Genomic DNA, 25215 nt, shown 5'->3' with positions numbered 1-25215 from the left:
GTTCAAAAAATTGAAGTTAAGAAAAGTTAATGAACAGTTCAGTAGAGCAAATAAAACATCGTTTTCAATCCGCAACCATCGTTGAGCAGATTATAGTAATAAACGTATTTATTTTTATTCTTACTTACCTATTTAAAGCTATTTCATCTCTAATGCAGTGGGGTAATAACTTTTTATTTAATTGGTTTTCTCTACCAGCTGATTTTAATTTGTTTCTCTCAAAACCTTGGACTATCATTTCTTATGGCTTTCTTCATGGTGATTTTTTACATATACTTTTTAATTCACTCGTTTTATATTATTTTGGTATTTTATTTTTAGATTTCTTCTCTAAAAAACAATTTTTAACTTATTATTTTTTAGGTATTCTTTTAGGCGGAATGGTATTTTTGTTAAGCTATAATTATTTTCCCGCATTAGAGAGTCATTCTTCTTATTTGGTTGGTGCATCTGCTGGTGTAACTGCAATTTTAGTAGGGTTGGCTACAAAAGTCCCTAATTATGCAATGCATTTTCGATTTATTGGAGCCATTAAATTATGGCATGTTGCTGCGGCTATTGTTTTAATAGATATTGTTCAATTACCCATGAGTAATACCGGAGGTCATTTAGCACATTTAGGAGGTGCATTAATAGGTTTTTTACTTACAAATCAATTTAATGATGGAAAAAACTTCAGTAAGTTCTTCTCAAATTTTTCCAAAACAAAAAAACAAAAGCCACTAAAAACCGTTTATAAAAAAGCTAAACCAATTAAAGCATCTTTAGATAAAAATGTTCAACAACGAAAGATTGATACAATTTTAGATAAAATAAGCAAATCTGGTTACGAAACGCTGACGCAAGAAGAAAAAGATTTTCTATTTTCGGTCGGTAAAAAGTAAGCTAATTATGCCCTGCAAAACTCTATGAAAAAGCTCTCTTTTATAAATAAAGCACTGTTTTTCATCAATAGTATTTTTGCTATTGTATTATTGTTATCATATGCTGTGCCTTATGTTAAACCTAGTTCGTTTTCTATTGCACCAATTGTTGGGCTAACTATTCCTGCACTCATTCTAATAAACATTCTATTCGTCTGTTACTGGATTATCATTGGTTTCAAGAAACAATTTCTTCTTTCGGTTTTAGTATTACTTCTAGGGTATTTTATTGCTTCTCCTATTTATAAGTTCTCTTCTCCTACAAGTAAAAAAGCTGACCTTGAGATTTCAGTTATGAGTTATAATGTTAGGAAATTTAATCGAAATAAATGGATAAGTGATGAAAATATTCCTCAAAAGATTCAGAGATTTATTACGCAAGAAAATCCAGACATAGTAGCTTTGCAAGAATTTAAAGAAAATGAGAATTTTTCTTTAAACTACCCATATAGTTATAATCCTAGTATTAGTAAACGTAGCAAATCTGGCCTAGCTTTTTTTTCAAAATATCCAATAATTGCTAAAGACAAAGTTAATTTAGATGAAACTAAAAATGATCGTTTTATTTACATTGAAGTTCTTAGAAATAATGACACTATAAGAATCTATAATTTTCACTTACAATCACTTGGTTTAAAACCCGATCAAGAATATTTAGGGCAAAAAGATTCTGATAAATTGATTAATCGCTTAAAAAGTGCGTTCAAACTACAAGAAAACCAATTAACTCCTTTAACAAAATCTCAAAAAACATATGCAGGTAAAAGTATTGCTGTTGGAGATATGAATAATACTGCCTCCTCGTGGGTTTATAAAAATTTAAAAGCTGATCTACAAGATTCCTATTTAAAGGCAGGTAGTGGTTTTGGTAAAACCTACGATTTTAAGGGTTTTCCTTTACGGATAGATTATATTTTTGTTGATTCTGAACTAGAAATACTTGAACATAAAAATTATAATGTAAAGTACTCTGATCACTACCCCATTATGGCTACTGTTTCATTTTAGAAACATGTTTGAGATTCAATAAATTGATTGGATTTATACCAAGCCCTTTTACATTTTTTTGAGAAAATCGCACTATGGCATCATAATATAGTGGAACTATCGGAGCTTCCTCAATAATTATACTATCCATTTTTTGATATAGTTTATATCTTTTTTCATTTTCGACGGTTATAAAAGCTTCTTCATATAATTTATCAAAATGATCATTCTTAAAATGAGTGTAATTTGGCCCGTTGGGAGCAAAATTTTTACTGTAAAACAATGATAAATAATTTTCAGCATCTGGGTAATCGGCTATCCAACTAGCTCTAAAAATGGGTAATTTTCCGTTTGCCTTAGACTGTCTTAAAGTAGATGGAGGTACTACATCTACATTTACTTTTAATCCGATCTTTTCTAATTGTCGTTGTATATATTCACATAAATCTAAATACTGACTATTTGTAGTAATTGAAATTTCAGGAGTTAGATTGCCAGTTTCTTCTCTGAATTGGTTTATTAAAGTTTTTGCTTTTGAAGGATTGTATGTATATCCTTCAAATCCATTAAAAGATGGTAAGCCTTTCGGTATAAATCCATTTAAAGCAGGAGTACCAATACCATTACGCATATAAAGAATCATCTTTTCTCGATCAAATCCATAATTGATTGCTTTTCGGAGTAAGTGATTTGAAGTTGGGTAATTACTATCAACATCCATTAACAATCCTAAATACTCTGTGTTTAAATAAGACCCAGTAATTAATTTCAATCTATCTTCATATACATCCTTTAGTTTTCCGTCTGTCGTTAGTGCGTCATCCTTATAAGAAGCATCTAAACCTGAAAGAAAATCAATATTACCTTGTACCAACTGCAAAAATTCACTCTGCTTATCTGGTAAAAATGTAATGGCTACGGCTTCTAAATATGGTAATTGTTTTCCGTTGTTATCTCTTTCATAATAATTAGAATTCTTACGATACACCAATTTGGTATTTTCTACCCACATTTTAAATTGAAATGGGCCAGTACCTATGGGATTAGATCGAAAATCATTACGATAATGCTCCACAATTTCTTTAGGGACTACAGAACAATATTTCATTGATAATAAACCTAAAAAAGGTGGAAATGGTTTTTTTAAATTAATTATAAACACGGAATCGTTTTCTGATTTAAAATTTTCAACATTTTGAAGAACCCAACCTCCAGGTGATGCAACTTTCTTATCTAATAACCGATTAAAGGAGTACTCAAAATCTGTAGCATTTACATATCTAATAGAATCTATACCAAATAAATGGTGCTTGTGAAACTGGACATCATCTCTAAGAGTAAACGAATATGTTTTTCCATCTTCAGTTATTTGCCAATTTTTTGCAATATCTGGTTGCACATGCAAACTATCATCTAATTGTACTAATCCGTTATATAATTGATTTACAGCCCAAATATCTGCTTGTTTTTTTGCAAAGGCCGGATCAAGAGAGCTTATATTAGAATGTTCATTGTACCTAAATACTTGAGAATCATCAAATTTTGATGTTTTCTTCTTACATGAAATTAACACCAATACAAAACCAATAATTAAAAATTTACTTTTCAAATTCATAATCACGCTCTACTTTACAAATACGAACTTTGAAATATTGATACCAAATACCTCTACCCTTTTCTCTAGCAATAGTATGCTCGGCATTCATTTTCCAATTTTTAATAGCTTCTAAACTATCCCAATAGGAAATCGTAATACCAATTTCTTTACTTGCTTTTTCAACTCCTAAATACCCATCTTGTGTAGCTGCTAGTTCAAACATTTTATCTGCCATCTCTCCATAGCCTTCTTCGGCTTTAGATCGAATGCTAGAAAATATTACAGCATAATATGGCGGACTTGGAGTGTTTGCTATCATAGAATTAATTCGAATTTAGTTTCTGGTAATTTAATATCCTCACTTATAAATTTCTTTACCACTTTAAAGTTTAACCTTTTAAGAATTTTAGCCGAAGCTACATTTTTATCAACTGCGTAGGCTATCAGTTTCTTAAATCCTTTTCTTTTACAAAAATCTATTAACCCTTTACATATTTCATTACCATAACCGTTTCCCCAATATTCTTGTAAAAAACGATAGCCAATTTCGTCATCATCTCCGTCTTTAACCAAAGCACATGTTCCAATAAATTTATTATCATTTTTACATTCAATGGCATAAATCCAAAAGTTATTGATAGGATTTTGATACTTTAAAATTAACTCTTTAAGTTCTTCTTTATGAGCATTAATACTTTTAACTTTCCCTTTAGCATATTGCATAACCAAAGGATTACTTTGCATTTTATGAAACGGATTTAAGTCAGTTAATCTCAATAATCTAATTGTTAATCTTTCCGTTTCAAAAATCACTTCCATTATGGTAGAATGCTAATATTATTGTAGTTTTGCAAACCGTAAATGTACAGTAATGAGTGCACAAAAAAAAGTTGCTTTTTACACTTTAGGATGTAAGCTAAATTTTTCTGAAACTTCAACTATCGCTCGTAATTTTACTAGTGAGGGTTTTGAACGTGTTGATTTTGAAAATAAAGCTGATATCTATGTGATAAATACTTGTTCTGTTACTGATAATGCAGATAAACGCTTTAAAACTATTGTTAAATCTGCGTTGAAACAAAATGAAAATGCATTTTTAATTGCTATTGGATGCTATGCTCAGCTAAAATCTGAAGAACTTGCTGCTATTGATGGTGTCGATCTAGTTCTAGGTGCTACCGAAAAATTTAAAGTAACAGATTATGTTAACGATCTTTCTAAAAATGATATTGGTGAGGTTCATTCTTGTGAAATTTCAGATGCAGATTTTTATGTTGACTCTTATTCAATTGGTGATAGAACTCGTGCTTTTTTAAAAGTACAAGACGGTTGCGATTATAAATGTACTTATTGTACCATTCCTTTAGCACGAGGAATTTCACGAAGTGACACCTTAGAAAATGTATTGAATAACGCTAAGGAAATTTCTGAGCAAGGTATTAAAGAAATTGTGCTAACTGGTGTAAATATTGGTGATTACGGAAAAGGTGAGTTTGGTAATAAAAAACATGAGCACACATTTTTTGAACTTGTACAGGCTTTAGATAAAGTAGAAGGAATTCATAGACTTCGTATTTCATCTATAGAACCAAATCTACTTAAAAATGAAACAATTGATTTTGTAGCAAATTCTAATAGTTTTGTACCTCATTTTCATATTCCATTACAGAGTGGAAGTGATGAATTGCTTAAAAAAATGAAGCGTCGTTATTTACGAAAAATATACACAGATAGAGTTGCAAAAATTCGTGAAGTGATGCCAAATGCATGTATAGGTGTAGACGTAATTGTAGGTTTTCCTGGAGAAACAGATGAGTTATTTTTAGAAACATATAATTATCTAAATGAATTAGACATTTCTTATTTACATGTGTTTACCTACTCAGAAAGGCCAAATACTGAAGCAATACTAATGGAAGGCGTGATACCAAAAAACATTCGCCATAAGCGAAGCAAAATGCTGCGTGGTTTGTCTGTCAAAAAACGTCGTGCTTTTTATGAAAGTCAATTGGGTAATGAGTCAACTGTACTTTTTGAAAATGAGAACAAAGAAGGATATATTCATGGATTCACAGAAAACTATGTAAAAGTAAAAACACCTTGGAATCCTGAATTAGTAAATACTTTGCATAAAATTGAGTTGACTGAAATCGATTCAGACGGATTAGTTCGTTTAAACTTTGTAAAAGAACCTGTTTTAAGTTAAGATGAATAAAATACCTATATATTTTGTTCCAGGATTAGGTGCTAATATCAGTATTTTTGAATATTTAGAATTCCCTGAAGATCAATTTGAAATTTATTATTTAGATTGGTTAATTCCAGAATCTCTAAATGAGTCTATTCAGCATTATGCGCAGCGTATGTGTGATAGAATTCAACATGAATTTCCTGTTCTAATTGGTGTTTCCTTTGGTGGTGTAATGGTTCAAGAAATGAGCAAGCTTATTAAAACTAGAAAAACCATTATTATATCTAGTGTTAAGTCTAAAAAAGAGCTTCCGAAAAGATTAAGATTAGCAAAGGCCACAAAAGCATATAAATTATTTCCAACCAAAACAGTTAGTAATATCGAGGCATACGAAAAATATGCTTTTAGCGGATTTACTAAAAAACGTGTTGAACTTTACAAAAAGTATATGTCTATGAATGATGAATTGTATTTACCTTGGGCCATTCACAATGTGTTACACTGGAATCAAGAAAACCCTTTAAATAATGTAATTCATATTCATGGAAATGCAGATGGTGTTTTTCCTATAAAACATATAAAAAATTGCATTCATGTACATGGTGGAACTCATGTCATGATCTTAAATAAAGCTAAGAAGATTTCACAGTTATTGATCGAACATATTTAGTAAATTGCACCAATGAACATTGAAAAGACATTTATAGACGGATTACTGGTAATAACACCAAAAGTATTCTCAGATGATCGTGGTTATTTTCTAGAAAGCTATAATAAAAAATCTTTAGAAGATATTTTAGATGTAGAATTTGTACAGGATAATGAATCTGCTTCTCAAAAAGGTGTTTTAAGAGGATTGCATTTTCAAAATCCTCCATATACGCAAGGAAAACTGGTTCGTGTTATTAAAGGAAGCGTACTGGATGTAGTTGTAGATCTTAGGAAAGATTCTGAAACTTATGGTAAACATTATAAGCATGTACTTTCTGGTGAACACAAAGAGCAATTGTATATACCAAAAGGTTTTGCTCATGGTTTTTTAGTGCTAGAAGATGATACTATCTTTAGCTATAAATGCACAGAATATTACAACAAAGACTCTGAAACATCGTTGTTATGGTGTGACGAAACTCTAAATATAAATTGGCAAGTAGAAGATCCAATAATTTCTGAAAAAGATAAAGTTGGTCTAAAGTTTGCGGACTATAATTCATTATTTTAAAACTCCTCTTAATGCTTAAATCACATAAAATAATCCTCTTGATCGCTATAATTATTGTTAGCGGAATTTTAATTAATGCAACGCAACAGGATCCTGATTACAAACCTCAGGAAAAGAAAATATCTTTAAAAAACACGAGTGACTCGTATAACATAAAAGCATTAAAAATACCTGAGAATTTATCTTTTGCAGGAGAGCGTGTTCCGCTAGAGCGACATGATGTAAAAGAAAGGATAGATAGAGAATTATTAGTAAATACCTATTGGCAATCCAACGCTTTATTATGGTTTAAAAGAACACACAAGTATTTTCCGATAATTGAGCCTATTTTAAAAGAAAAAGGTGTGCCAAATGATTTTAAATATTTAGCAGTTATAGAAAGTGATCTAAGAAATGTGACTTCGCCAGCTGGGGCTAAAGGTATGTGGCAAATGCTTAGAAATGCTGCTCGCGAAAATGGATTAGAAGTAAACTCCAATGTAGACGAACGCTATCATCTAGAAAAAGCCTCAAGGGCAGCTTGTGATTATTTAATAACTGCGAAAAAAAGGCTTGGTAGTTGGACTTTAGCTGCTGGTGCTTATCATGCAGGTAATCATGGAATCGATAAACGAATGAATACGCAAATGGTTGATAATTATTGGGATGTATTAGCTGGAGAAAATACAGAGCGATACGTGCCTAGAATTGTTGCCGCTAAAGAAATTCTATCGAACCCTAAAAAATATGGTTTTCAATTTGATAGGGAAGATTTATATGTTTTACCTGATAGTTATCAAGTAAAAGTAGATACACCAATATCAAATATTGCAGCTTTTGCTAAAAAGTTTGACACACACTACAAAGAATTGAAGATTCACAATCCTTGGTTGCGTGAAAATCATTTAAATAATAAGAGTGGAAAAGTTTATTATATAAATATTCCAGAAAAATAGTTAAAGCGTTTCTAGTAATTTCATAGATTCTCTTTTTAAAATACTCGCATTATCTTCAAATAATTTAATTAGTATTTCGGGCTTATTAAATATATAAACCTTGGCCTTATCTTTCGCTGAGATTTCGATAGTCTCTCGAGCATTTATATAAGAATCTGATTTACTTCTCGCATTAACGGTAACTGTATTAACAATAAGTTCTGCCCCTTTAAACGTAGCATTAGCATTAGCATTTAAATCTAGGCTGGTTACCTTACCTGAAAATTCAGAATTAGAATTACCAGAGTTATTAAGAATCAATCTTTCAGAAGTTATACTAGATTTTAATTTTGATGATTCTTTTAAGTCAACTTCTAAGCTATCAGCCTTTATGGTGAGTTCTCCTTTTGAGCGTTCGTTTGTTTCTACCCTTAAAAACTTAGAATCAACGATCATTTCTAGATCAGATTTATCATTTAAAACAATTTCTAGATTAAAAAATTCAGACTTTTCGAGCGCGATTACTTTACTATCGTCATTTAGTTCTATATAGTCTAAATCTTCAACATAAAGTACTAAATCAAATTGTTTCGCTCTTGTAATTTTTTTGTTTAGTGATAAAGTCAATGTACTATTTAATACATCTGTATCTAAAACATCGAGTAAATTTTCGTCTGCTGTAATTTCCAGTTTATTTTCATTTCCTTGCCTTAAAGTAAGTTTAATTTTATCGTTTACTTCAAGTTTTGAGAAATAATCGAACGTACGATCTTCACTGGTAACAATTCTATTTCCTTTGATTTTTGTTTGAGCTTCTAAGCACAAAATCGATAATAATAGAGCTAATAGTAGGGGTAATTTCTTCATAACTTAGAAATTGTCTGTTTTATATATTCATATTCTGTAATAATATCTTTCAAAATCTGTGCCGCAGGTTTTATATCATTAACTAATCCAGCTATTTGTCCTATTTCTAATTCACCTTCAATAAGGTCCCCTTCAAACATACCTCGTTTAGCTCTGGCTCTACCTAACAATTCTTTCAATTCGTCAACTGAAGGGCATTTCTGATATAATTGTTGAACATCATCATAAAATTTGTTTTTCATCAATCTAACAGGAGCCAATTCTTTTAAAGTCAATTGTGTATCGCCTTCCTTGGCTTTAACAACTTCTTCCTTAAAATTTATATGTGAAGAAGCTTCATTACTAGCCACAAAACGACTCCCTATCTGAACTGCATCAGCACCAAGAACCATTGCAGCTAACATACCTCTGCCAGTCGCAATACCACCAGCAGCAATTAAAGGTATAGAAATTTGCTCTTTAACCATCGGAATTAATGTAAAAGTAGTTGTTTCGTCTCTACCATTATGCCCACCAGCTTCAAAACCTTCTGCAACAATAGCATCAACTCCAGCATTTTGAGCCTTTAATGCGAACTTTACACTACTAACTACATGCACAACGGTAATTCCTTTTTCTTTAAGGAAAGAAGTCCAAGTTTTAGGGTTACCGGCAGAAGTAAAGACAATCTTAACATCTTCATCTACAATAATTTTCATGATCTCTTCTATGTTCGGATATAACATAGGGACATTTACTCCAAATGGTTTATCAGTTGCCTTTTTACATTTTTGAATGTGTTCTAATAATACTTTAGGGTACATCGATCCTGCGCCTAGTAAGCCTAATCCACCTACATTACTTACGGCAGAAGCTAACCTCCAACCACTAGCCCAGATCATACCAGCTTGTATTACAGGGTATTCAATATTAAAAAGTGAGGTAATTCGATTATTCATGGAGTTAAATTTAAGAAATAACTCCAGAACCTAATAATTCATCTTCTTTGTACCAAGCTACAAATTGGCCTTCGGTAATAGCAGATTGATCATTTTCAAAATCAACATATAGACCATTCTCCACTTTAAAAAGTGTTGCATTTTCTAAAGCTTGTCTGTAACGAATTCTAGCTTTAACATTTAAGGATTCACCATTTTTTAATTCTAGATCTTCTCTAATCCAATGAATTTCTTCATTTAAAACAAACAACGTACTTCTATAAAGACCTCTATGATCTTTACCTTCACCTGTATAAATAACATTCTCTTTAACATCAGTATCAATTACAAATAAAGGTTCTTTTGTACCACCAACAGCTAATCCTTTACGTTGACCTTTCGTAAAATAATGAGCACCTTGATGTGTACCCACTATTTTTCCGTCTGTTATTGTATAGTTAAATTTTTCAGCTTTATAAGCAAGTTCTTCTTCTTTAGAATTGAAATCTTTTTCTTCTTTATTTAGAATGCCAGCACCATCAGGAATTTGGATAATTTTTCCCTCTTTCGGTTCCAGTTTTTGTTGTAAAAATTCCGGTAAACGTACTTTACCAATAAAACAAAGTCCTTGAGAATCTCTCTTCTCTGCTGTTATTAAATCTAGCTCGGAAGCGATTTTACGGACCTCGGGTTTTGTTAACTCACCAATTGGGAATAAGGATTTAGCCAGTTGCTCTTGTGAAAGTTGACATAAAAAATAAGATTGATCTTTATTATTGTCCTTTCCTGCTTTAAGCTGATAAATAGTTTTTCCATCTTTTTCAAATTGATCTTTTCTACAATAATGACCAGTAGCCACATAGTCAGCTCCAAGATCTAGGGCAATCTTCATAAAAACATCAAACTTAATCTCTCTATTACATAACACGTCTGGATTAGGTGTTCTACCCATTTCGTATTCTCTAAACATATAATCTACAATACGTTCTTTATATTGCTCGCTTAAGTCAACAACTTGAAAAGGTACCTCTAATTTTTCAGCAACTAACATGGCATCATTACTATCTTCTAACCATGGGCATTCATTTGAAATAGTTACAGATTCATCATGCCAATTTTTCATAAAAAGACCTATCACTTCATAACCTTGCTCTTTTAATAAAAAAGCTGCAACGCTAGAATCTACACCTCCAGAAAGTCCAACAATTACTCGTTTCATTATTCTAAATTGAAGCTGCAAAGATAATTATAATTGAGCATAAAAAAACCATAGCATCAGCTATGGTTTGATTAGTTAAATGTTTAGCGCTAACTCAGTTAGTATTGAGGGTATTTTAATTCTTTTTTGTTTTAGTTTTCTTCTTCAAAGGGGGTTTCTTTTTATTAGGTTGCTCTGTGCTCACTAATTCTCCATCTACATAATTCTCCCAAGTACCAACGCGAACATCATTTATAAATTGCCCTTTAGTTGTAATTTCTCCTGTTTTTCTATTATAATAAACAGCTTTTCCATACAACTTTCCACCTTTATAGGTAAAGTGTTGAAATAAATGTCCTTTAATCGAATACTTTTTATAGGTACTATCTAATTTTCCATCATTATAATAAGCAATTTCGGTTGGCTTACCAGATTGATAAAATGTTTTATATGATCCATGCAATTTCCCAGCATTATAATTTTCTTCAGACATAACGGTTTTTCCATCTACATGAAAATATAACCATTTACCAACTCTATTTTTACCCAACATTAATCCTTTGCTCTCTATGACTCCCTTTTGAGTGTAAAACTTAACTTTCGCAGTATCGTTTTGTGTATTATATTCTTTTACAACCACTGGAAAGTCAGAACTAGCTGCCGAGTAGAACTTAAACGTTCCTATTTCTTTACCATGTTCAAACTGACCAACATAACGTACACGGCCATTGTTATAGAATTTTTTCCAAACACCATGGCGCTTACCATTTTTATCAAGCTGATTTGTAGCGCTTTGTGCGTTAGAAAAATCTACACTTAAAAAAAGGATAAAGCAGAAAATTAATATTTTGTTTTGCATTTTCATATTGTTAATAACTCAATAAAATCTTTTTTGTTGTGTAAACAATATCCTTGCCATTTCAGCAAAACAATAACGAATATTTTGATACTTTATTTTCAAATAGCACAAAATATAATCCTAAAAAATACATAGAAGTATATAATAAAAAGCGGAAAAATGAGTTTTTAGATATCCAGAACTTTTACAAATTAACCTAACCCAATTTGCCAAAAAAAGAAATGGGAGCCATAACTAAAATGACAAAATATTCTTTAATCAAAGAATTAAATGCTATAAAAACTATGAGTAAGTCTCATAGAGATAAAGTGAGTCGTGCTGTATTAAAAGACGAAGCTCTTTTTAAATCTCTTATAGAAATAGCATTTGATTATAATGACGAAACTTCAGTAAAAGCCGCACTTATTTTAGAAAATGCCTGTGAACAACGATTAGATTGGATCGCTTACAACCTTTCTCACTTTACAGAGAACATAGCATATCTTAAAAACGAAAGTGCTATTAGACCAGCTGCCAAGATCTGTAGTTTGATCGCCCAAGAAGTGAATTCTAAATTTGATTCACCAGTTAAAGTTATTGTCACCAAAGATCAGATAGAGCAAATTATAGAAACTTGCTTTGATTGGTTGATTAAAGAAGAGACCAAAGTAGCAAGTAAAGCTCATGCAATGGAAGCTCTTTATTTCTTAGGCAAACAATTTCATTGGATACACTATGAATTAAAAATGATCATTAAGCGTGATCTTGAGGTAGAAAGTCCTGCTTATTCTTCTAGAGGATTAAAAATCTTAGAAAGAATGGGAAAAAATAATGCTGCCTAAAATCTTTAATTTTTCATTTAGCAACTTCTTTTAAATCATTATTTTTGCGTTTCTAACAACGCAATGAATGGATTTAAACAGCCTAAGTGCTATTTCGCCTATAGATGGACGCTACAGAGATAAAGTGTCACAATTCGCAAACTTTTTTTCAGAAGAAGCTCTTATAAAATACCGTGTAAAAGTTGAGATCGAATATTTTATCGCACTTTGCGAAATTCCATTACCTCAACTTGAAGATTTTGATAAATCTGTTTATGATGACCTTCGAAGAATCTATCAAAATTTTTCATCTAAAGATGCACAAGCAATAAAAGAGATTGAAAGTGTAACAAACCATGACGTAAAAGCTGTTGAATATTTTATAAAAGAAAAGTTTGACGATCTAGAACTTCAAAAACATAAAGAATTCATTCATTTCGGATTAACGTCACAAGACATTAATAATACAGCAATTCCACTATCATTGAGAGATGCTATTGGTGATGTTTATGTGTCAGAATATTTCAATATTTTAAAAAAACTGGAAGAGTTAGTAGAAGAATGGTCAACAATCTCTATGCTTGCTCGCACTCACGGGCAACCTGCATCTCCTACCCGATTAGGTAAAGAAATTGATGTTTTTGTAGTTCGCTTAAAAGAACAATTTAATTTATTAAATGATATACCAAGCGCAGCTAAATTTGGTGGAGCTACAGGTAATTTTAATGCGCATAAAGTTGCTTACCCAAATATTGATTGGAGAGAATTTGGTAATAGTTTTGTACAAAGTTTAGGTTTACAGCATTCGTTTCCTACTACTCAAATAGAACATTATGATCATATGGCTGCTTTGTTTGATAATCTTAAAAGGATTAATACTATTTTAATCGATCTAGATCGCGATATATGGGCCTATATTTCGATGGATTATTTTAAACAAAAAATCAAAAAAGGTGAAGTTGGTTCTTCTGCTATGCCGCATAAAGTGAATCCGATAGATTTTGAAAATTCTGAGGGAAACCTTGGTATAGCGAATGCAATTTTTGAATACCTAGCTGCAAAATTACCAATCTCTAGATTACAGCGTGATTTAACAGATTCTACTGTATTACGAAACGTGGGAGTTCCCTTAGCACATACCATTATTGGGTTTAAGTCAACATTAAAAGGATTGAACAAATTGCTATTGAACAAAGAAAAATTCGAACAAGATCTCGAAAATAATTGGGCAGTAGTTGCTGAGGCAATTCAAACTATTTTACGTAGAGAAAGTTACCCTAATCCTTATGAAGCGTTGAAAGGATTAACTAGAACAAATGAAAAGATTAATCAAAAATCAATCGCTAATTTTATAGATAGCTTAGATGTTTCTGATACTATTAAAATAGAATTAAAAGCTATCACACCAAGTAATTATACTGGTATTTAATGAGATATACTTTATTAATCATAATATCTTTTTTTATAATTTCATCCTGTGGAAACAGTAATAATTTAGATGCTTCTAAACTTAGAACTGGAACTTTTGAAACACATTTAGATGAATCTGATGAAATTTCGACTGCCGAGAGAAATGAGACCATACAAATAGAAACTTATAATAATAAAAAGGATACTTTTAATATAGAATGGAAATCGAACTTTGAGTATATACTTACCAAAGCAAATCCTAAAAAAGGATTAGACAGTTTACCATTTCATGTAAAAATTACAGGAATAAAAGGAAACACTTACACATTTAAAGCCTATTATAAAGGTTCCAATTTTAAACAAAAAGGGACAGCAATAAAATTAAAAGATTAAGATCATGATAGAAATGTTTTCAGATCCAAATATTTGGATGGCCTTATTAACACTTGTTTTTTTAGAGATTGTGCTCGGTATAGATAATATTCTATTTATTTCGATCGCGTCGAATAAACTACCCGAAAGTCAGCAGAAAAGAGCAACTAATATAGGGTTATTCTTAGCTATGTTATTGCGTGTTATTTTGCTTTTTGGTATCTCTTACTTAACAGCTATGAACAAGGTTATTTATCATCTAGATACTTCTTGGCTTAAAGTTGGTATTACAGGTCAAAGTTTAATTATGCTAGGTGGCGGCCTATTCTTATTATATAAAAGTGTCCAAGAAATTCATCATAAAGTTGAAGGGCATGAAGAAGATGATTCTAAAAAATCTAAAGGAAAAATAACTCTTAATAGTGTTATTTTTCAAATTACAATGATCAACATCGTTTTCTCATTCGATTCTATTTTAACTGCTGTTGGTATGACAACTGGTATAGATAAGCAAACTACATCTATTGACGAAGCACTTGTAGTAATGATTATTGCTGTGGTACTTTCTATGATAATTATGATGTTATTTGCTAACCCTGTAAACAAATTTGTAAGCAAACACCCAACAGTACAAATGTTAGGGCTATCTTTCTTGATCTTAATAGGATTTATTTTAATTTCTGAAGGTGCACATATGGCGCATTTAGAGATCTTTAATCAAAAAGTTGGTGTAATACCAAAAGGCTATTTATACTTTACTATTGCTTTTTCATTAGGTGTAGAAGCTTTAAATATGAAATTACGTAAGACAATAACTACATAAATTGTATATTTGAAGTCTTGAAGAAAAGCTGCCAACATAGAATTCTAGGATTTATTCTTACAATTATTGTATTGTTTCCTTTTACATTACAAGCTTTTCATGCCTTAGAGAACCATGAACATAAAGTTTGTAACGCCAAAAATGTAAAGCATTTTCATAGCCAAGAATTCGATTGTAGTATCTACCACACACCTATTGAACAAAACTCATCTGACGGTAATTTTTTATACTCCATTTTTATAGCTAAAGAGTTTAATGAGCCTATTTTAGTAGATCAACAAAATTACAATTCTCTCTACTCTAAACTTAAACCTTCAAGAGCTCCTCCATATTTTATTGTTTAAATATTCAACCACAAATAATTAGGTTTCCACTTTTGTGGAAAAAACAATAAAATACTTTAAAATGAAATTTAATATTACAATCCTTTTTTTAGGATTATCAATTATAACATATAGTCAAAACAGCTTACGCGGAAAAGTTACCGACGTAAATCAAAATCCATTATTTGGTGTAGAAATATATGCTCCAAAACTTCATAAGGGAGTAACCTCTAACGAAGATGGTTCCTACGAATTTAACAACCTCCCAAAAGGAAATGTAGATATTGTCTTTGCATTTATCGGATATCAATCTGTAATTAAATCTGTATCATTAGATGGCACCGAACAAGAATTAAATGTAGTTCTTGAAGAATCTGTTTTTGAAATGGATGAAATCATCGTTTCTACGCCATTTAACAAACTACAGAGTGAAAATGTGATGAAGGTTGAACATAAAACCATAGAGCAAATTCAAAAAGCAGGCGCCCCAACTTTAATTCAAGGTTTAGCGACGATTCCTGGCGTTTCACAAATCTCTACTGGCACAAATATAGGTAAGCCAGTTATTCGAGGATTAAGTAGCAATCGTGTTTTAGTTTATACGCAAGGTGTACGCTTAGAAAATCAGCAATTCGGTGATGAACACGGGTTAGGTATAAACGAAGCAGGTATTGGTAGTGCTGAAGTTATTAAAGGACCTGCTTCTCTTCTCTATGGCTCAGATGCTTTAGGTGGTGTTTTATACTTAAACCCTGAAAAATTTGCTAATGCAAATTCTGTGAGTTCAACCGTTGGTTCTAAATATTTTTCGAATACAGAAGGCACAAACACTTCATACGCATTTAAAGCTTCAGGTGAAAAACTACAGTTTTTAGGACGTGGTACATATAACCGTCATATAGATTATAAAACAGCTAACGATGAGCGCGTTACCAATTCACGTTTCGATGAGTACGATTTTAAAACCGCGATGGGCTTAGAATTACAAAATTTTCGTTCTGAATTACGATATAATTACAACTTATCTAAAATTGGTATACCCGAAGAAATAGGTGAACAAAACACCCATATCTCTTTAGAAGCTCCGTTTCAACGTATCGATAATCACATTTTAAGTATGCATAATCATGTCTATTTTAAGAATTCAAATCTAGATGTAAATATTGGCTATATAGCTAATAACAGAAAAGAATTTGAAGAACATCATGAAGAAGATGAGCATGAGGAAGAAGAACATGAAGAGGAGGAACATGAGGAAGAAGAGCATGGTGAAGAAGAACCAGAGTTGGCTTTACATATGAAGCTAAAAACGCTTACATACGATGTAAAATATCACTTACCAAAGTTCGGCAATCTGGAAACTATTATTGGTGTTCAGGGGCTGCATCAAGAGAATAAAAACTTTGGTGAAGAAATTTTAATACCAAATGCCAAAGTAAATGACTTAGGTGCTTTTGGAACTATAGCATACAGCTGGGATAATAATTATCTACAAGGTGGTCTTCGCTTTGATAACAGAAACATTACTACCGAACGTATGGAAATTGAAGAACATGGACACGAAGAAGAGGAACATGAAGATGAAGAAGATCATGAAGAAGAAGATCATGAGGAAGAAGAACGTGTTTTTGAAGCTATAGATAGATCATTCAATAGCTTCACTGCTTCTTTGGGTTATAAAACAGAATTATTCAAAGTTATTACCACTCGATTTAATTTGGCAACAGGTTTTAGAGCACCTAATTTAGCTGAGTTAACTTCTAACGGTGTTCATCATGGTACTAATCGCTTTGAAATTGGTAATGCAAATCTTGATAATGAACAAAACTACCAAGTAGATTTAGCTTTAGAGTATAAAAATGAGCATATAGAATTTTTCGTTAACGGATTCTACAATAAAATTAATGATTATATTTTCTTACGCCCTACAGGTGAGTTAGAAGAAGGTAATCAGGTATTTGAATATGTACAAGATAATGCCAAATTGTATGGCGGTGAGGCAGGATTTCACTTTCACCCTCACCCGCTAGATTGGTTACATATAGAGAGTAGTTTTGAAATGGTAGTAGGTAAACAAGACAATGGCGATTATTTACCGTTGATACCGGCCAACCAATGGAATAATACCTTACGTACTGAATTTAAAGATACTAATTGGTTAAAAAACAGCTTTGTTGCCCTGACTTTAGAAACTGCATTTAAGCAAAACAACATAAGCCTGTTTGAAACAGAAACTGATGGTTATAGCTTGTTAAACTTTGGTTTTGGTGGAGATTTCTCTTTAGGTAAAACTAAATTTAATGCTAGCTTAAATGTGAACAATTTATTAGACAAAGAATATATTGCGCACCTTTCTCGCTTAAAAGCAGATGGTATACAAAATATGGGTAGAAATATAGTAATAGGTCTACAATTTAATATTTAATCTAATGACTATATAAAATACCTTCTACAGCAAAAATTGTAGAAGTTTTAAGATTAAAAATAAAAGTTATAATTTATCTACGGTGAATAGAAAACTTCGCATAGCGACAGGTGTTCTAGCAATGTACATTTTATCATTGCCAGCTTTTCTTGCAATACATGCACAGTCACACTCTGTACATTCAAATTTTGTTGATTTTAATCATTTGAATAGTGATGTTCTTAATAATGATTTAGATTGCGAAATATGCGATCTTTATTTTGATAAACAACTTTACAGCGAAAGTGTCTATTCATTTAACCTTATAGAACACTCGAATTTTTCTCCGGAAAATTTAGCCGAACTTGTTTTCTCTGTCTATGGAGAGCAACTATACCTTCGCGGCCCTCCTCAAATCTAATTTATTTACATTTTACCTTATAATAGCTTCTGCGAATATTATTCTGTCAGTTGCTAAGAGTATATGATGATTTGGTATTATATACCATCAATTACTACAAATATTTAAACTTCTTACAATGCTTGAAGCAATTAATCTTACCAATTGGTTGATCATAATCATTTTATTGCCAGCGGGAATTAATGCCTATGTTTCGTCAAAATATCCAATGCCAGAGGCGTTGACTACAACAATTGCTCAGCGTGATGGTTATCATGTCAAATGGGATACCGATAAACGTGAAACCATTAAAAAGTTCTATGCCCATTATCCTCAGTTTGAAACTTTTGGTTATCCAAATGAAGGTTTCAATTGGCTCTGGTATTATGCAATGCAACAAATGGGAGATGATGATTCAAAAGATGAACAGGAAGCAATGGATGCAAAAATTAGATTGCGTGAGCAGACCAGCCGATCTATAGCATCTTTAATACCAAATATGCATGTACAACTAGCTTTCAATCAGCTTGCAGGTACCAGTTCTCAACAGCATATTGACTATTTAGATGCTGCTGAAGCTTTTCATGAAAAATTACGCTTGTACTTCTATCCTAAGATTTTTGAGCAACGGAAGGCAGATACTATTGAATGGAAACAATTTGTACCTGAATTCTATGATGTTGAAACTAGGGTAAAATCTTTGAAAATATTGTTTCCGCTAGTAGTAGCCATCTTCTTGATGATTATATGTTCAATTTCAAAAGCGAGACGATTATGACTTTAAGTATTCTAATTATGAGATTTTGCTTAGTTGTAGCGCTGATAGGTGTTAGTCTTTCTTTAGTAGCTCAGGAGAAAAAAGAAAATAATTTTCCACCACCTGATGTACAACTCGAAGTAAAAGTATCAAAAGTTAAAGAATCAATTAATCTTGACGGAAATCTAGATGAAATCGATTGGAAAAATGCCGAAATCTTAAGCGACTTTTTTAGAAGAGAACCAAGGCAGGGCGGAAACATTGGCTATAAAACCGAAGTACGTTTTCTCTATGATAACAAGAATCTCTATATAGGTGCTTTCTGTAAAGATTCACTAGGCCTAAATGGTATTCGTATTCAAGATCTACGTAGAGATTTTGACTGGGGAGATAATGATATTTTTGGCATTGCGTTAGACCCTCAAAATCTAAAGCAATATGCTCAAGGATTTCAAACTACACCTTATGGAAATCAACGAGATTTTCAAAACTTTAATGGGAATAGCTATGACAATGGGTGGAACACCTTATGGCGTGTGAGAACCCATAGAACAGATTTAGGTTATTTTGTTGAAATGGCTATTCCCTTTAAATCTTTACGCTATAATCTTACTAATAATTCAAATCAAATTGAATTAGGTTTCACCCTCGTTCGTTATTCTAGAAGAGATATTGAAGTATCTACATTTCCCTCAATACCACAATCTTTTACTCCCTATAGAATGACTTACGCTGCAAAATTAATAGGTATAGAAGCACCTCCACCTTCAACAAATATACGCGTAGAACCTTATGCTTTATATCAATACGATGAAAGTAAGGAAGGCAATAAAATATCAAGTACTTCCAGTGAGCCAAAGGTTGGTTTCGATGCAAAATGGGCCATCAACCCTAAAACCGTTTTAGATTTAACGGTAAATACTGATTTTGCCCAAGCTGATGTTGATAAAGCAGTAAATAATTTAGATCGTTTTAATATATTTTTTCCAGAAAGAAGACAATTTTTTTTAGAAAACTCTGGTATTTGGGCTGGTGGTTTACAACGATCTATTCGCCCATTTTTTAGTAGAAGAATTGGTCTTCAAGGTGCATTTAATGCTACACCAGCTCCAATTGATATAGGCGCTCGATATACACAAAGAACCGAAAAAAATACTATAGCTGCATTGTACGTCAGACAAAGAAAAACAAATAACTCTGCAGCTGCCAATTTTGGTGTACTTAGGTATTTAAAAAACTACGGTAGAGAAAACAATGTAGGAGTAATGGTTACTCATCAAATGGATGAAGAAAGTGAAGAATTAAATCAGGAAGAAAATAACAATACAACCATCACAGTTGATGGACAGATTAGACCCACAAGTAGTATAGATATACAATACCTATTCTCAACATCTGTTGATAAATTATCAAGAGAGACGGGATTTGCCGGACGATTGTTTGCAGGAAGTAGGACTAACAATCATTATTTTGGTTGGGTTACAGAGTATACTGACTCCAACTATAACCCAAGTATGGGTTTTGTTCGCCAAAAGAATGTTATTAGACATAATCCTGGGGGATATTATATTTGGAGACCAAAGAAAATTGACTGGATATGGCGTTGGGACCCTGGTTTTTTTGCAGACTATAGTCATGATGCATCAAATCCATCAAATTTTCAACAAGCAAGTATATGGCTATTTCCTATTTGGACTTACTTCAAGGATAGAAGCTTTCTAGAAATGTCAATTACACCTACGTGGCAAAACATAAATTTTAATTTTGCTCCTTTAGGGTTAGAAATTGCTCAAGACAACTATTATTATACACGATTTAAAGTACGTTATAATACTGATAAATCTAAAAAATGGTCTATAGGTAGTTCTTATAGCTTTGGAAAATTTTATGATGGAACACGTAGTACTTACGAATTTTCGGGAAGATTAGCTCCGATTCCACATATTGCCTTAACTTTTGATTATGAACACAATAATTTAGAAAATATAGGATCAACTCAGCAAGATTTATCGACAAACCTATACGCTATTGGATCACGGTTAGCTTTAAATCCAAGAATTCAATTGTCAACTTTTTATCAATACAACAGTTTTGACAAACAAGGTCGTTGGAATGTTAGATTTAGTTGGGAGTATCAACCTTTATCTTTTATCTATTTGGTGTTTAATGATACTCAAACAGATTTTTTTGACCCTAAGCAACAAACTAGACAATTCATAAGTAAAATAACTTTTTTAAAACAGTTTTAATAAAACTTAATTATATTTACATAATGATGAAACACAATAAACAATTTATCGCTTATTTTCTACTGCTTTGTTTATTGATAACTCTGCTACCTTCAAATCCCTTACATGATCACGAAGAAGAGCTTCATCAATGTGAGATAAATGCTGAGATAGAAAAAAACTTATGCCACATTAGCATTTATCATAGTGAATTTCCAGAAAAGCATTGTGAGCACAATCATCATCTTTCTAAAAATTTAGAAGATTGCGATTTCTGCAAATTTATTAGTTCAAAAAGAGAATTAATTGATCTCAAAGATTATAACTTTGTTCTAATAGCTCCTTTTTTAGAGTTATCTGAGAGTCAAGAACTTTCTTTTATAACTTCAAATACTAATAAGCATATTCTTGGTAGAGCGCCTCCTGTTCTTTAAAGGATATATTGCTCGTATACTACATTTAAATTTTAAATATCAAGCTTATTATAATTAGGTGTAATGCATTGCGCATTACAATAGTATATAAGTAAGATTATTCATAAATATTTATTAACCAGGTCGATAATATCTAATCTGTTTTTATGCGGCCACAAATTTCAAAATCATGAAAGAAACATTAAGTTTTTACGATGTGAAAAGTAAGTCTAAATTCGATTCTAACGAATACGAAATAACCAAAAAAAACAATCGCTACTTTGCGGTAACTCCCTCTCAAAGTGGAACCCATAAATGTTGGAGAGTATTATCTAAAGAGCAAGGCGAGCGGCTTAAATAATACTATGATAATAAACAACGCTACATTTTTAAGTTCAGAATTAATAGAACAATGGAAGTCTTTGCTTCAAATTTCAGATTGGAAGATTACATGTAAATCTATTTCAGAAATGCAAGTAGTTGATTCTTTGTATGAAAATACTCCGGGTCATGAATTTGTTGGAATAGCTATAGACTCATTAGAAAGAAGTGGAGTTATTTACCACACTAGACCACTTCTCGAAGATGATATCATTCATGAATTACTACATGTTCGTTTTCCAGATTTCACTGAAGATGAAGTTAACTTTTGGACTAATTTATTAATGAAAAGAGCTAGATTGGAAGAAACTCCAATTAAAAATGCAATTGCCGTTAATGAGTAGGTAATTTATTTTCTAAATAAAAAAGGTAAGCATTTTTGGCTTACCTTTTTTAATAACTTATAATGTTAATTAGCCAAATCTAGTTTGCTTAATTTAGCTTGAATCTTAGCTTATTTTCGGCTAACCTCGCTTACCTTCGAATATAAATCATTAAAACGGATTCATATCCTAATATTACCTACAAGCTGTAAAAAAGCATTGAACCAAAATTGTGATTTTTTGGGCTAAAAGCATAATTGATTGATTATAAACTGTTTTAGTTTTGGAGTATCAATAATTAAAATATTAATAATGAAAACAATCAAATTAATTTTAGTGCTAATCGTGTTTACTCTCAATTATACACAAGCACAGCAAAAAGAAAATCAAACAACAATTAAAAACAATGTCACAATGAAAACGTATGTAATCGAACGTGTTATTCCAGGAGCAGGAGACTTAACATCAGAACAACTAAAAGGAATTTCTCAAACATCTTGCACAGTATTAAAAGAAATGGGGCCAAAAATTGAATGGCAACACAGTTATGTTACTGGAGATAAAGTGTATTGTGTTTACAAAGCAGAAAATAAAGAATTAATTGAAGAGCATGCAAAAAAAGGTGGTTTTCCAGCAAACACTATAAGCGAAGTTGCAACAGTAATTAGTCCAGCAACTGCAGAACAGTAAAAATTAAAGAGAAGCTACATACAATAGGTAGCTTCTCTTTTCAAGATTATTAGTAAATTACTTAAAATTTAAAAACCTATGCCAATATATATGGATTTTCATGATTTGCCTGATGGAGTTACTGCAGCACATGTTGCAGAAATGCATCAAGCAGATTTAAAAATACAACATAAATACAATTGTCGCGGATTAACGTATTGGTGTGATGAAAGAAGACAAACTGCATTTTGCTTAATGGAAGCGCCTAATAAAGAAGCCATTAAAGAACTTCATGAGCAAGCACATGGAGCAATACCACAACGAATAATCGAAGTAAATGATACTCTAGTTGAATCTTTTTTAGGTCGTATAGAAGACCCCGAAAAATCACAGAATATTGAACTCAATATTATAAACGATACAGCTTTTAGAACCTTAATGGTCGTTAAATTCAATAAGAATACTTTAAGAACTAAAAATATTGAAACCTTACAGGCAGCCATTCGTGGCTATAATAAATCGATTATCAATATTGTAAATAAGGAAAAAGGGCGTGTAGTTAAGCAAGAATCCAATTCATTTTTAATGTCTTTTTCTTGTGTCACTAATGCTGTTGAAAGTGCCATAAAAATTCAAGAATTACATAATTGTGTTATTACACCAGATTTAGATTTCAAAATTGGCATAAGTGCAGGAATACCTATTACTAACAAAGAAAGCATATTTGAAGATACCATTAAAAAAGCGGAGTACTTGACTTATGTTACTAATGGGAACATAATATTAACACCAGAAGTCAAAGATCTATACGAAAGTGAAAATCAAAACAATCCAATTAATATTAAAGGTATTAAACCATTAAATAGCACTGAAATGGAATTTGTAATTCGCTTATTTGATTATACTGAAAGCGTTTGGACAAATTCGAATATAAGTGCCACAAATTATAATAAGAATTTAGGTTTAAGTAAATCAAAACTATATAGAACTATAATGCCAATTATAGGGAAATCACCAAACAGTTTCATTAAGGAGTTTAGATTAAATAAAGCACTTGAATTATTGGATAAACAAACATCAAACATTTCTGAAATCGCTTATCAAACAGGGTTCAGTAGTCCAACATATTTTTCAAAATGTTTTTATGAAGCTTATGGTGTTTTACCATCAAAATATAAGAAGTAACAATTAGCAAAAGAAAAAATGATAAAAAAGTGCCTTATTTCCGATTATAGCTAGTGTATTAAAAGAAAAGCCAGAAGGTACAAAGTGTAAAATTAATTGCTTGGTTTTAGACAATTTACGAAAGCCTCGCTGATTTTCAATCTGTGATTTATTGCTAAATTTAGCACTTAAACTACGCAACTAATCTTATACAAACACGATAAGCGAAACTTAAAAATAACTTATTAAGCAATTTTATTATCCACAAAGGTCTCCCTAATTGTTTATTTTTGCCCAATGCGTATAGATATTATTTCGGTTGCTCCAGAATTGATTGAAAGCCCGTTCGAGCATTCTATTATTAAAAGAGGTATCGATAAGGGTTTGGTAGAAGTTCATTTTCATGATCTTCGCAAGTATGGCGTTAATAAATATGGTAAAATTGACGACTATCAATTTGGTGGTGGTGCCGGTATGGTTTTAATGATAGAGCCAATAGATAAATGCATAACTCAATTAAAATCAGAACGAAAGTACAACGAGGTTATTTATATGACACCCGATGCCGAAATTCTCGACCAACAAATAGCTAACAACTTATCTTTAAAAGAGAATATTATTATTTTATGTGGTCATTACAAAGGTGTCGATCAACGTGTGCGCGATCAATTTATCACCAAAGAAATCTCTATTGGAGACTATGTCTTAAGTGGTGGCGAATTAGGTGCTGCAGTTTTATGCGATAGTATCATTCGATTAATACCTGGTGTTATTGGTGATGAAACCTCTGCCCTATCAGATTCTTTTCAAGATGGATTATTAGCTCCACCTGTTTACACCAGGCCTTCAGACTATAATGGTGATATGGTTCCAGACGTTTTATTATCTGGTAATTTTCCTAAAATAGAAGCTTGGCGACACGAAAAAGCAATAGAAAGAACCGAAAAGATTCGGCCAGAACTCCTTAAAAAGGAAAAAAAATAAACTTCAATTAAATCATTGAAATAAAAACTTTTAATTATCTTTGCACTCGCAAAATTAACCTCTGACGAAAATCGTGAATGTTGATTTTG

General features: G+C 31.6%; 27 protein-coding genes. 20 read left to right on the top strand and 7 right to left on the bottom strand.

Annotated elements, in window-relative coordinates:
- Nucleotides 1-29: 29 nt before the first annotated feature.
- On the top strand, nt 30-884 hold the full coding sequence (locus AC3IF2_RS02650; protein WP_489165472.1) for a rhomboid family intramembrane serine protease: 855 nt from the start codon (nt 30-32) through the stop codon (nt 882-884).
- A gap of 24 nt (nt 885-908) precedes the next feature.
- Nucleotides 909-1931, top strand: a complete 1023-nt coding sequence (locus tag AC3IF2_RS02645; protein ID WP_489165471.1) for an endonuclease/exonuclease/phosphatase family protein — start codon at nt 909-911, stop codon at nt 1929-1931.
- Here AC3IF2_RS02645 and AC3IF2_RS02640 read toward each other — a convergent pair.
- The 3 genes from AC3IF2_RS02640 to AC3IF2_RS02630 are packed head-to-tail and all read right to left on the bottom strand — an operon-like array spanning nt 1915 to nt 4326.
- Nucleotides 1915-3525: an ABC transporter substrate-binding protein gene (locus tag AC3IF2_RS02640; protein ID WP_489165470.1), complete on the bottom strand. Its 1611-nt coding sequence runs from the start codon at nt 3523-3525 to the stop codon at nt 1915-1917. The genes AC3IF2_RS02645 and AC3IF2_RS02640 overlap by 17 nt on opposite strands.
- Nucleotides 3509-3826: an antibiotic biosynthesis monooxygenase family protein gene (locus tag AC3IF2_RS02635; RefSeq protein WP_489165469.1), complete on the bottom strand. Its 318-nt coding sequence runs from the start codon at nt 3824-3826 to the stop codon at nt 3509-3511. Before AC3IF2_RS02635 ends, AC3IF2_RS02640 begins: the two co-directional genes overlap by 17 nt.
- Complete coding sequence (locus tag AC3IF2_RS02630) at nt 3823-4326, bottom strand: GNAT family N-acetyltransferase (protein ID WP_489165468.1); 504 nt, start codon at nt 4324-4326, stop codon at nt 3823-3825. Before AC3IF2_RS02630 ends, AC3IF2_RS02635 begins: the two co-directional genes overlap by 4 nt.
- 52 nt (nt 4327-4378) lie before the next feature.
- Between AC3IF2_RS02630 and mtaB the strand changes: the two genes are divergently transcribed.
- From mtaB to AC3IF2_RS02610, 4 genes are read left to right on the top strand one after another with little or no spacing between them, the layout of a single operon-like run.
- Nucleotides 4379-5713 (top strand): tRNA (N(6)-L-threonylcarbamoyladenosine(37)-C(2))-methylthiotransferase MtaB, encoded by a 1335-nt coding sequence (gene mtaB, locus AC3IF2_RS02625; protein WP_489165467.1) that lies wholly within the window; start codon nt 4379-4381, stop codon nt 5711-5713.
- 1 nt (nt 5714) lies between these two features.
- Nucleotides 5715-6368: an alpha/beta hydrolase gene (locus AC3IF2_RS02620; protein WP_489165466.1), complete on the top strand. Its 654-nt coding sequence runs from the start codon at nt 5715-5717 to the stop codon at nt 6366-6368.
- 12 nt (nt 6369-6380) lie between these two features.
- A complete protein-coding gene (gene rfbC, locus AC3IF2_RS02615) occupies nt 6381-6920 on the top strand; it encodes a dTDP-4-dehydrorhamnose 3,5-epimerase (RefSeq protein ID WP_489165465.1) in 540 nt (179 codons plus the stop codon).
- A gap of 11 nt (nt 6921-6931) precedes the next feature.
- On the top strand, nt 6932-7855 hold the full coding sequence (locus AC3IF2_RS02610) for a lytic transglycosylase domain-containing protein (protein WP_489165464.1): 924 nt from the start codon (nt 6932-6934) through the stop codon (nt 7853-7855).
- On the opposite strand, the gene AC3IF2_RS02605 is transcribed toward AC3IF2_RS02610, so the two are convergent.
- From AC3IF2_RS02605 to AC3IF2_RS02590, 4 genes are all read right to left on the bottom strand, one after another.
- Nucleotides 7856-8701 carry a head GIN domain-containing protein gene (locus tag AC3IF2_RS02605; RefSeq protein WP_489165463.1) on the bottom strand — a complete coding sequence of 282 codons (846 nt, stop codon included), beginning with the start codon at nt 8699-8701 and terminating at the stop codon, nt 7856-7858. It abuts the gene before it with no gap.
- The gene (locus tag AC3IF2_RS02600; RefSeq protein ID WP_489165462.1) at nt 8698-9639 is read right to left on the bottom strand and encodes an NAD(P)H-dependent flavin oxidoreductase; all 942 of its coding nucleotides are present in this window, start codon (nt 9637-9639) and stop codon (nt 8698-8700) included. Before AC3IF2_RS02600 ends, AC3IF2_RS02605 begins: the two co-directional genes overlap by 4 nt.
- 10 nt (nt 9640-9649) lie before the next feature.
- Nucleotides 9650-10837, bottom strand: a complete 1188-nt coding sequence (mnmA, locus tag AC3IF2_RS02595) for a tRNA 2-thiouridine(34) synthase MnmA (protein WP_489165461.1) — start codon at nt 10835-10837, stop codon at nt 9650-9652.
- 115 nt (nt 10838-10952) lie between these two features.
- A complete protein-coding gene (locus AC3IF2_RS02590) occupies nt 10953-11675 on the bottom strand; it encodes a toxin-antitoxin system YwqK family antitoxin (protein WP_489165460.1) in 723 nt (240 codons plus the stop codon).
- Between the two features lie 206 nt (nt 11676-11881).
- On the opposite strand from AC3IF2_RS02590, the gene AC3IF2_RS02585 reads away from it, so the two are divergent.
- The 14 genes from AC3IF2_RS02585 to trmD all read left to right on the top strand — a co-directional run bounded on the left by AC3IF2_RS02585 (nt 11882) and on the right by trmD (nt 25126).
- Nucleotides 11882-12496, top strand: coding sequence for a hypothetical protein (locus tag AC3IF2_RS02585; RefSeq protein WP_489165459.1), 615 nt, complete (start codon nt 11882-11884; stop codon nt 12494-12496).
- Between the two features lie 67 nt (nt 12497-12563).
- Entirely contained in the window at nt 12564-13904 is a 1341-nt protein-coding gene (purB, locus tag AC3IF2_RS02580) for an adenylosuccinate lyase (RefSeq protein ID WP_489165458.1), read from the top strand.
- A complete protein-coding gene (locus AC3IF2_RS02575) occupies nt 13904-14278 on the top strand; it encodes a hypothetical protein (RefSeq protein WP_489165457.1) in 375 nt (124 codons plus the stop codon). Before purB ends, AC3IF2_RS02575 begins: the two co-directional genes overlap by 1 nt.
- A 4-nt stretch (nt 14279-14282) precedes the next feature.
- Entirely contained in the window at nt 14283-15080 is a 798-nt protein-coding gene (locus AC3IF2_RS02570) for a TerC family protein (RefSeq protein WP_489165456.1), read from the top strand.
- 17 nt (nt 15081-15097) lie between these two features.
- Nucleotides 15098-15424, top strand: coding sequence for a hypothetical protein (locus AC3IF2_RS02565; protein WP_489165455.1), 327 nt, complete (start codon nt 15098-15100; stop codon nt 15422-15424).
- Between the two features lie 61 nt (nt 15425-15485).
- Nucleotides 15486-17828 carry a TonB-dependent receptor gene (locus tag AC3IF2_RS02560; protein ID WP_489165454.1) on the top strand — a complete coding sequence of 781 codons (2343 nt, stop codon included), beginning with the start codon at nt 15486-15488 and terminating at the stop codon, nt 17826-17828.
- A 518-nt stretch (nt 17829-18346) separates the two neighbouring features.
- Nucleotides 18347-18985: a DUF3526 domain-containing protein gene (locus AC3IF2_RS02555; protein WP_489165453.1), complete on the top strand. Its 639-nt coding sequence runs from the start codon at nt 18347-18349 to the stop codon at nt 18983-18985.
- 17 nt (nt 18986-19002) lie between these two features.
- On the top strand, nt 19003-21213 hold the full coding sequence (locus tag AC3IF2_RS02550) for a DUF5916 domain-containing protein (RefSeq protein ID WP_489165452.1): 2211 nt from the start codon (nt 19003-19005) through the stop codon (nt 21211-21213).
- A 23-nt stretch (nt 21214-21236) separates the two neighbouring features.
- On the top strand, nt 21237-21626 hold the full coding sequence (locus AC3IF2_RS02545; RefSeq protein WP_489165451.1) for a hypothetical protein: 390 nt from the start codon (nt 21237-21239) through the stop codon (nt 21624-21626).
- Nucleotides 21627-21795: 169 nt separating this feature from the next.
- The gene (locus AC3IF2_RS02540; protein WP_489165450.1) at nt 21796-21966 is read left to right on the top strand and encodes a hypothetical protein; all 171 of its coding nucleotides are present in this window, start codon (nt 21796-21798) and stop codon (nt 21964-21966) included.
- 4 nt (nt 21967-21970) lie between these two features.
- Nucleotides 21971-22330 (top strand): hypothetical protein, encoded by a 360-nt coding sequence (locus tag AC3IF2_RS02535; protein WP_489165449.1) that lies wholly within the window; start codon nt 21971-21973, stop codon nt 22328-22330.
- A 291-nt stretch (nt 22331-22621) separates the two neighbouring features.
- Nucleotides 22622-22999: a DUF4242 domain-containing protein gene (locus tag AC3IF2_RS02530; protein WP_489165448.1), complete on the top strand. Its 378-nt coding sequence runs from the start codon at nt 22622-22624 to the stop codon at nt 22997-22999.
- Between the two features lie 78 nt (nt 23000-23077).
- Nucleotides 23078-24163, top strand: coding sequence for a nickel-binding protein (locus tag AC3IF2_RS02525; protein ID WP_489165447.1), 1086 nt, complete (start codon nt 23078-23080; stop codon nt 24161-24163).
- Between the two features lie 276 nt (nt 24164-24439).
- Nucleotides 24440-25126, top strand: a complete 687-nt coding sequence (gene trmD / locus AC3IF2_RS02520) for a tRNA (guanosine(37)-N1)-methyltransferase TrmD (protein WP_489165446.1) — start codon at nt 24440-24442, stop codon at nt 25124-25126.
- Nucleotides 25127-25215: the final 89 nt, after the last annotated feature.

This window comes from Maritimimonas rapanae (genome assembly GCF_057837205.1).
Note: the sequence above shows the minus strand (reverse complement) of the source record. Positions and strands in the feature narration are given on the sequence as shown.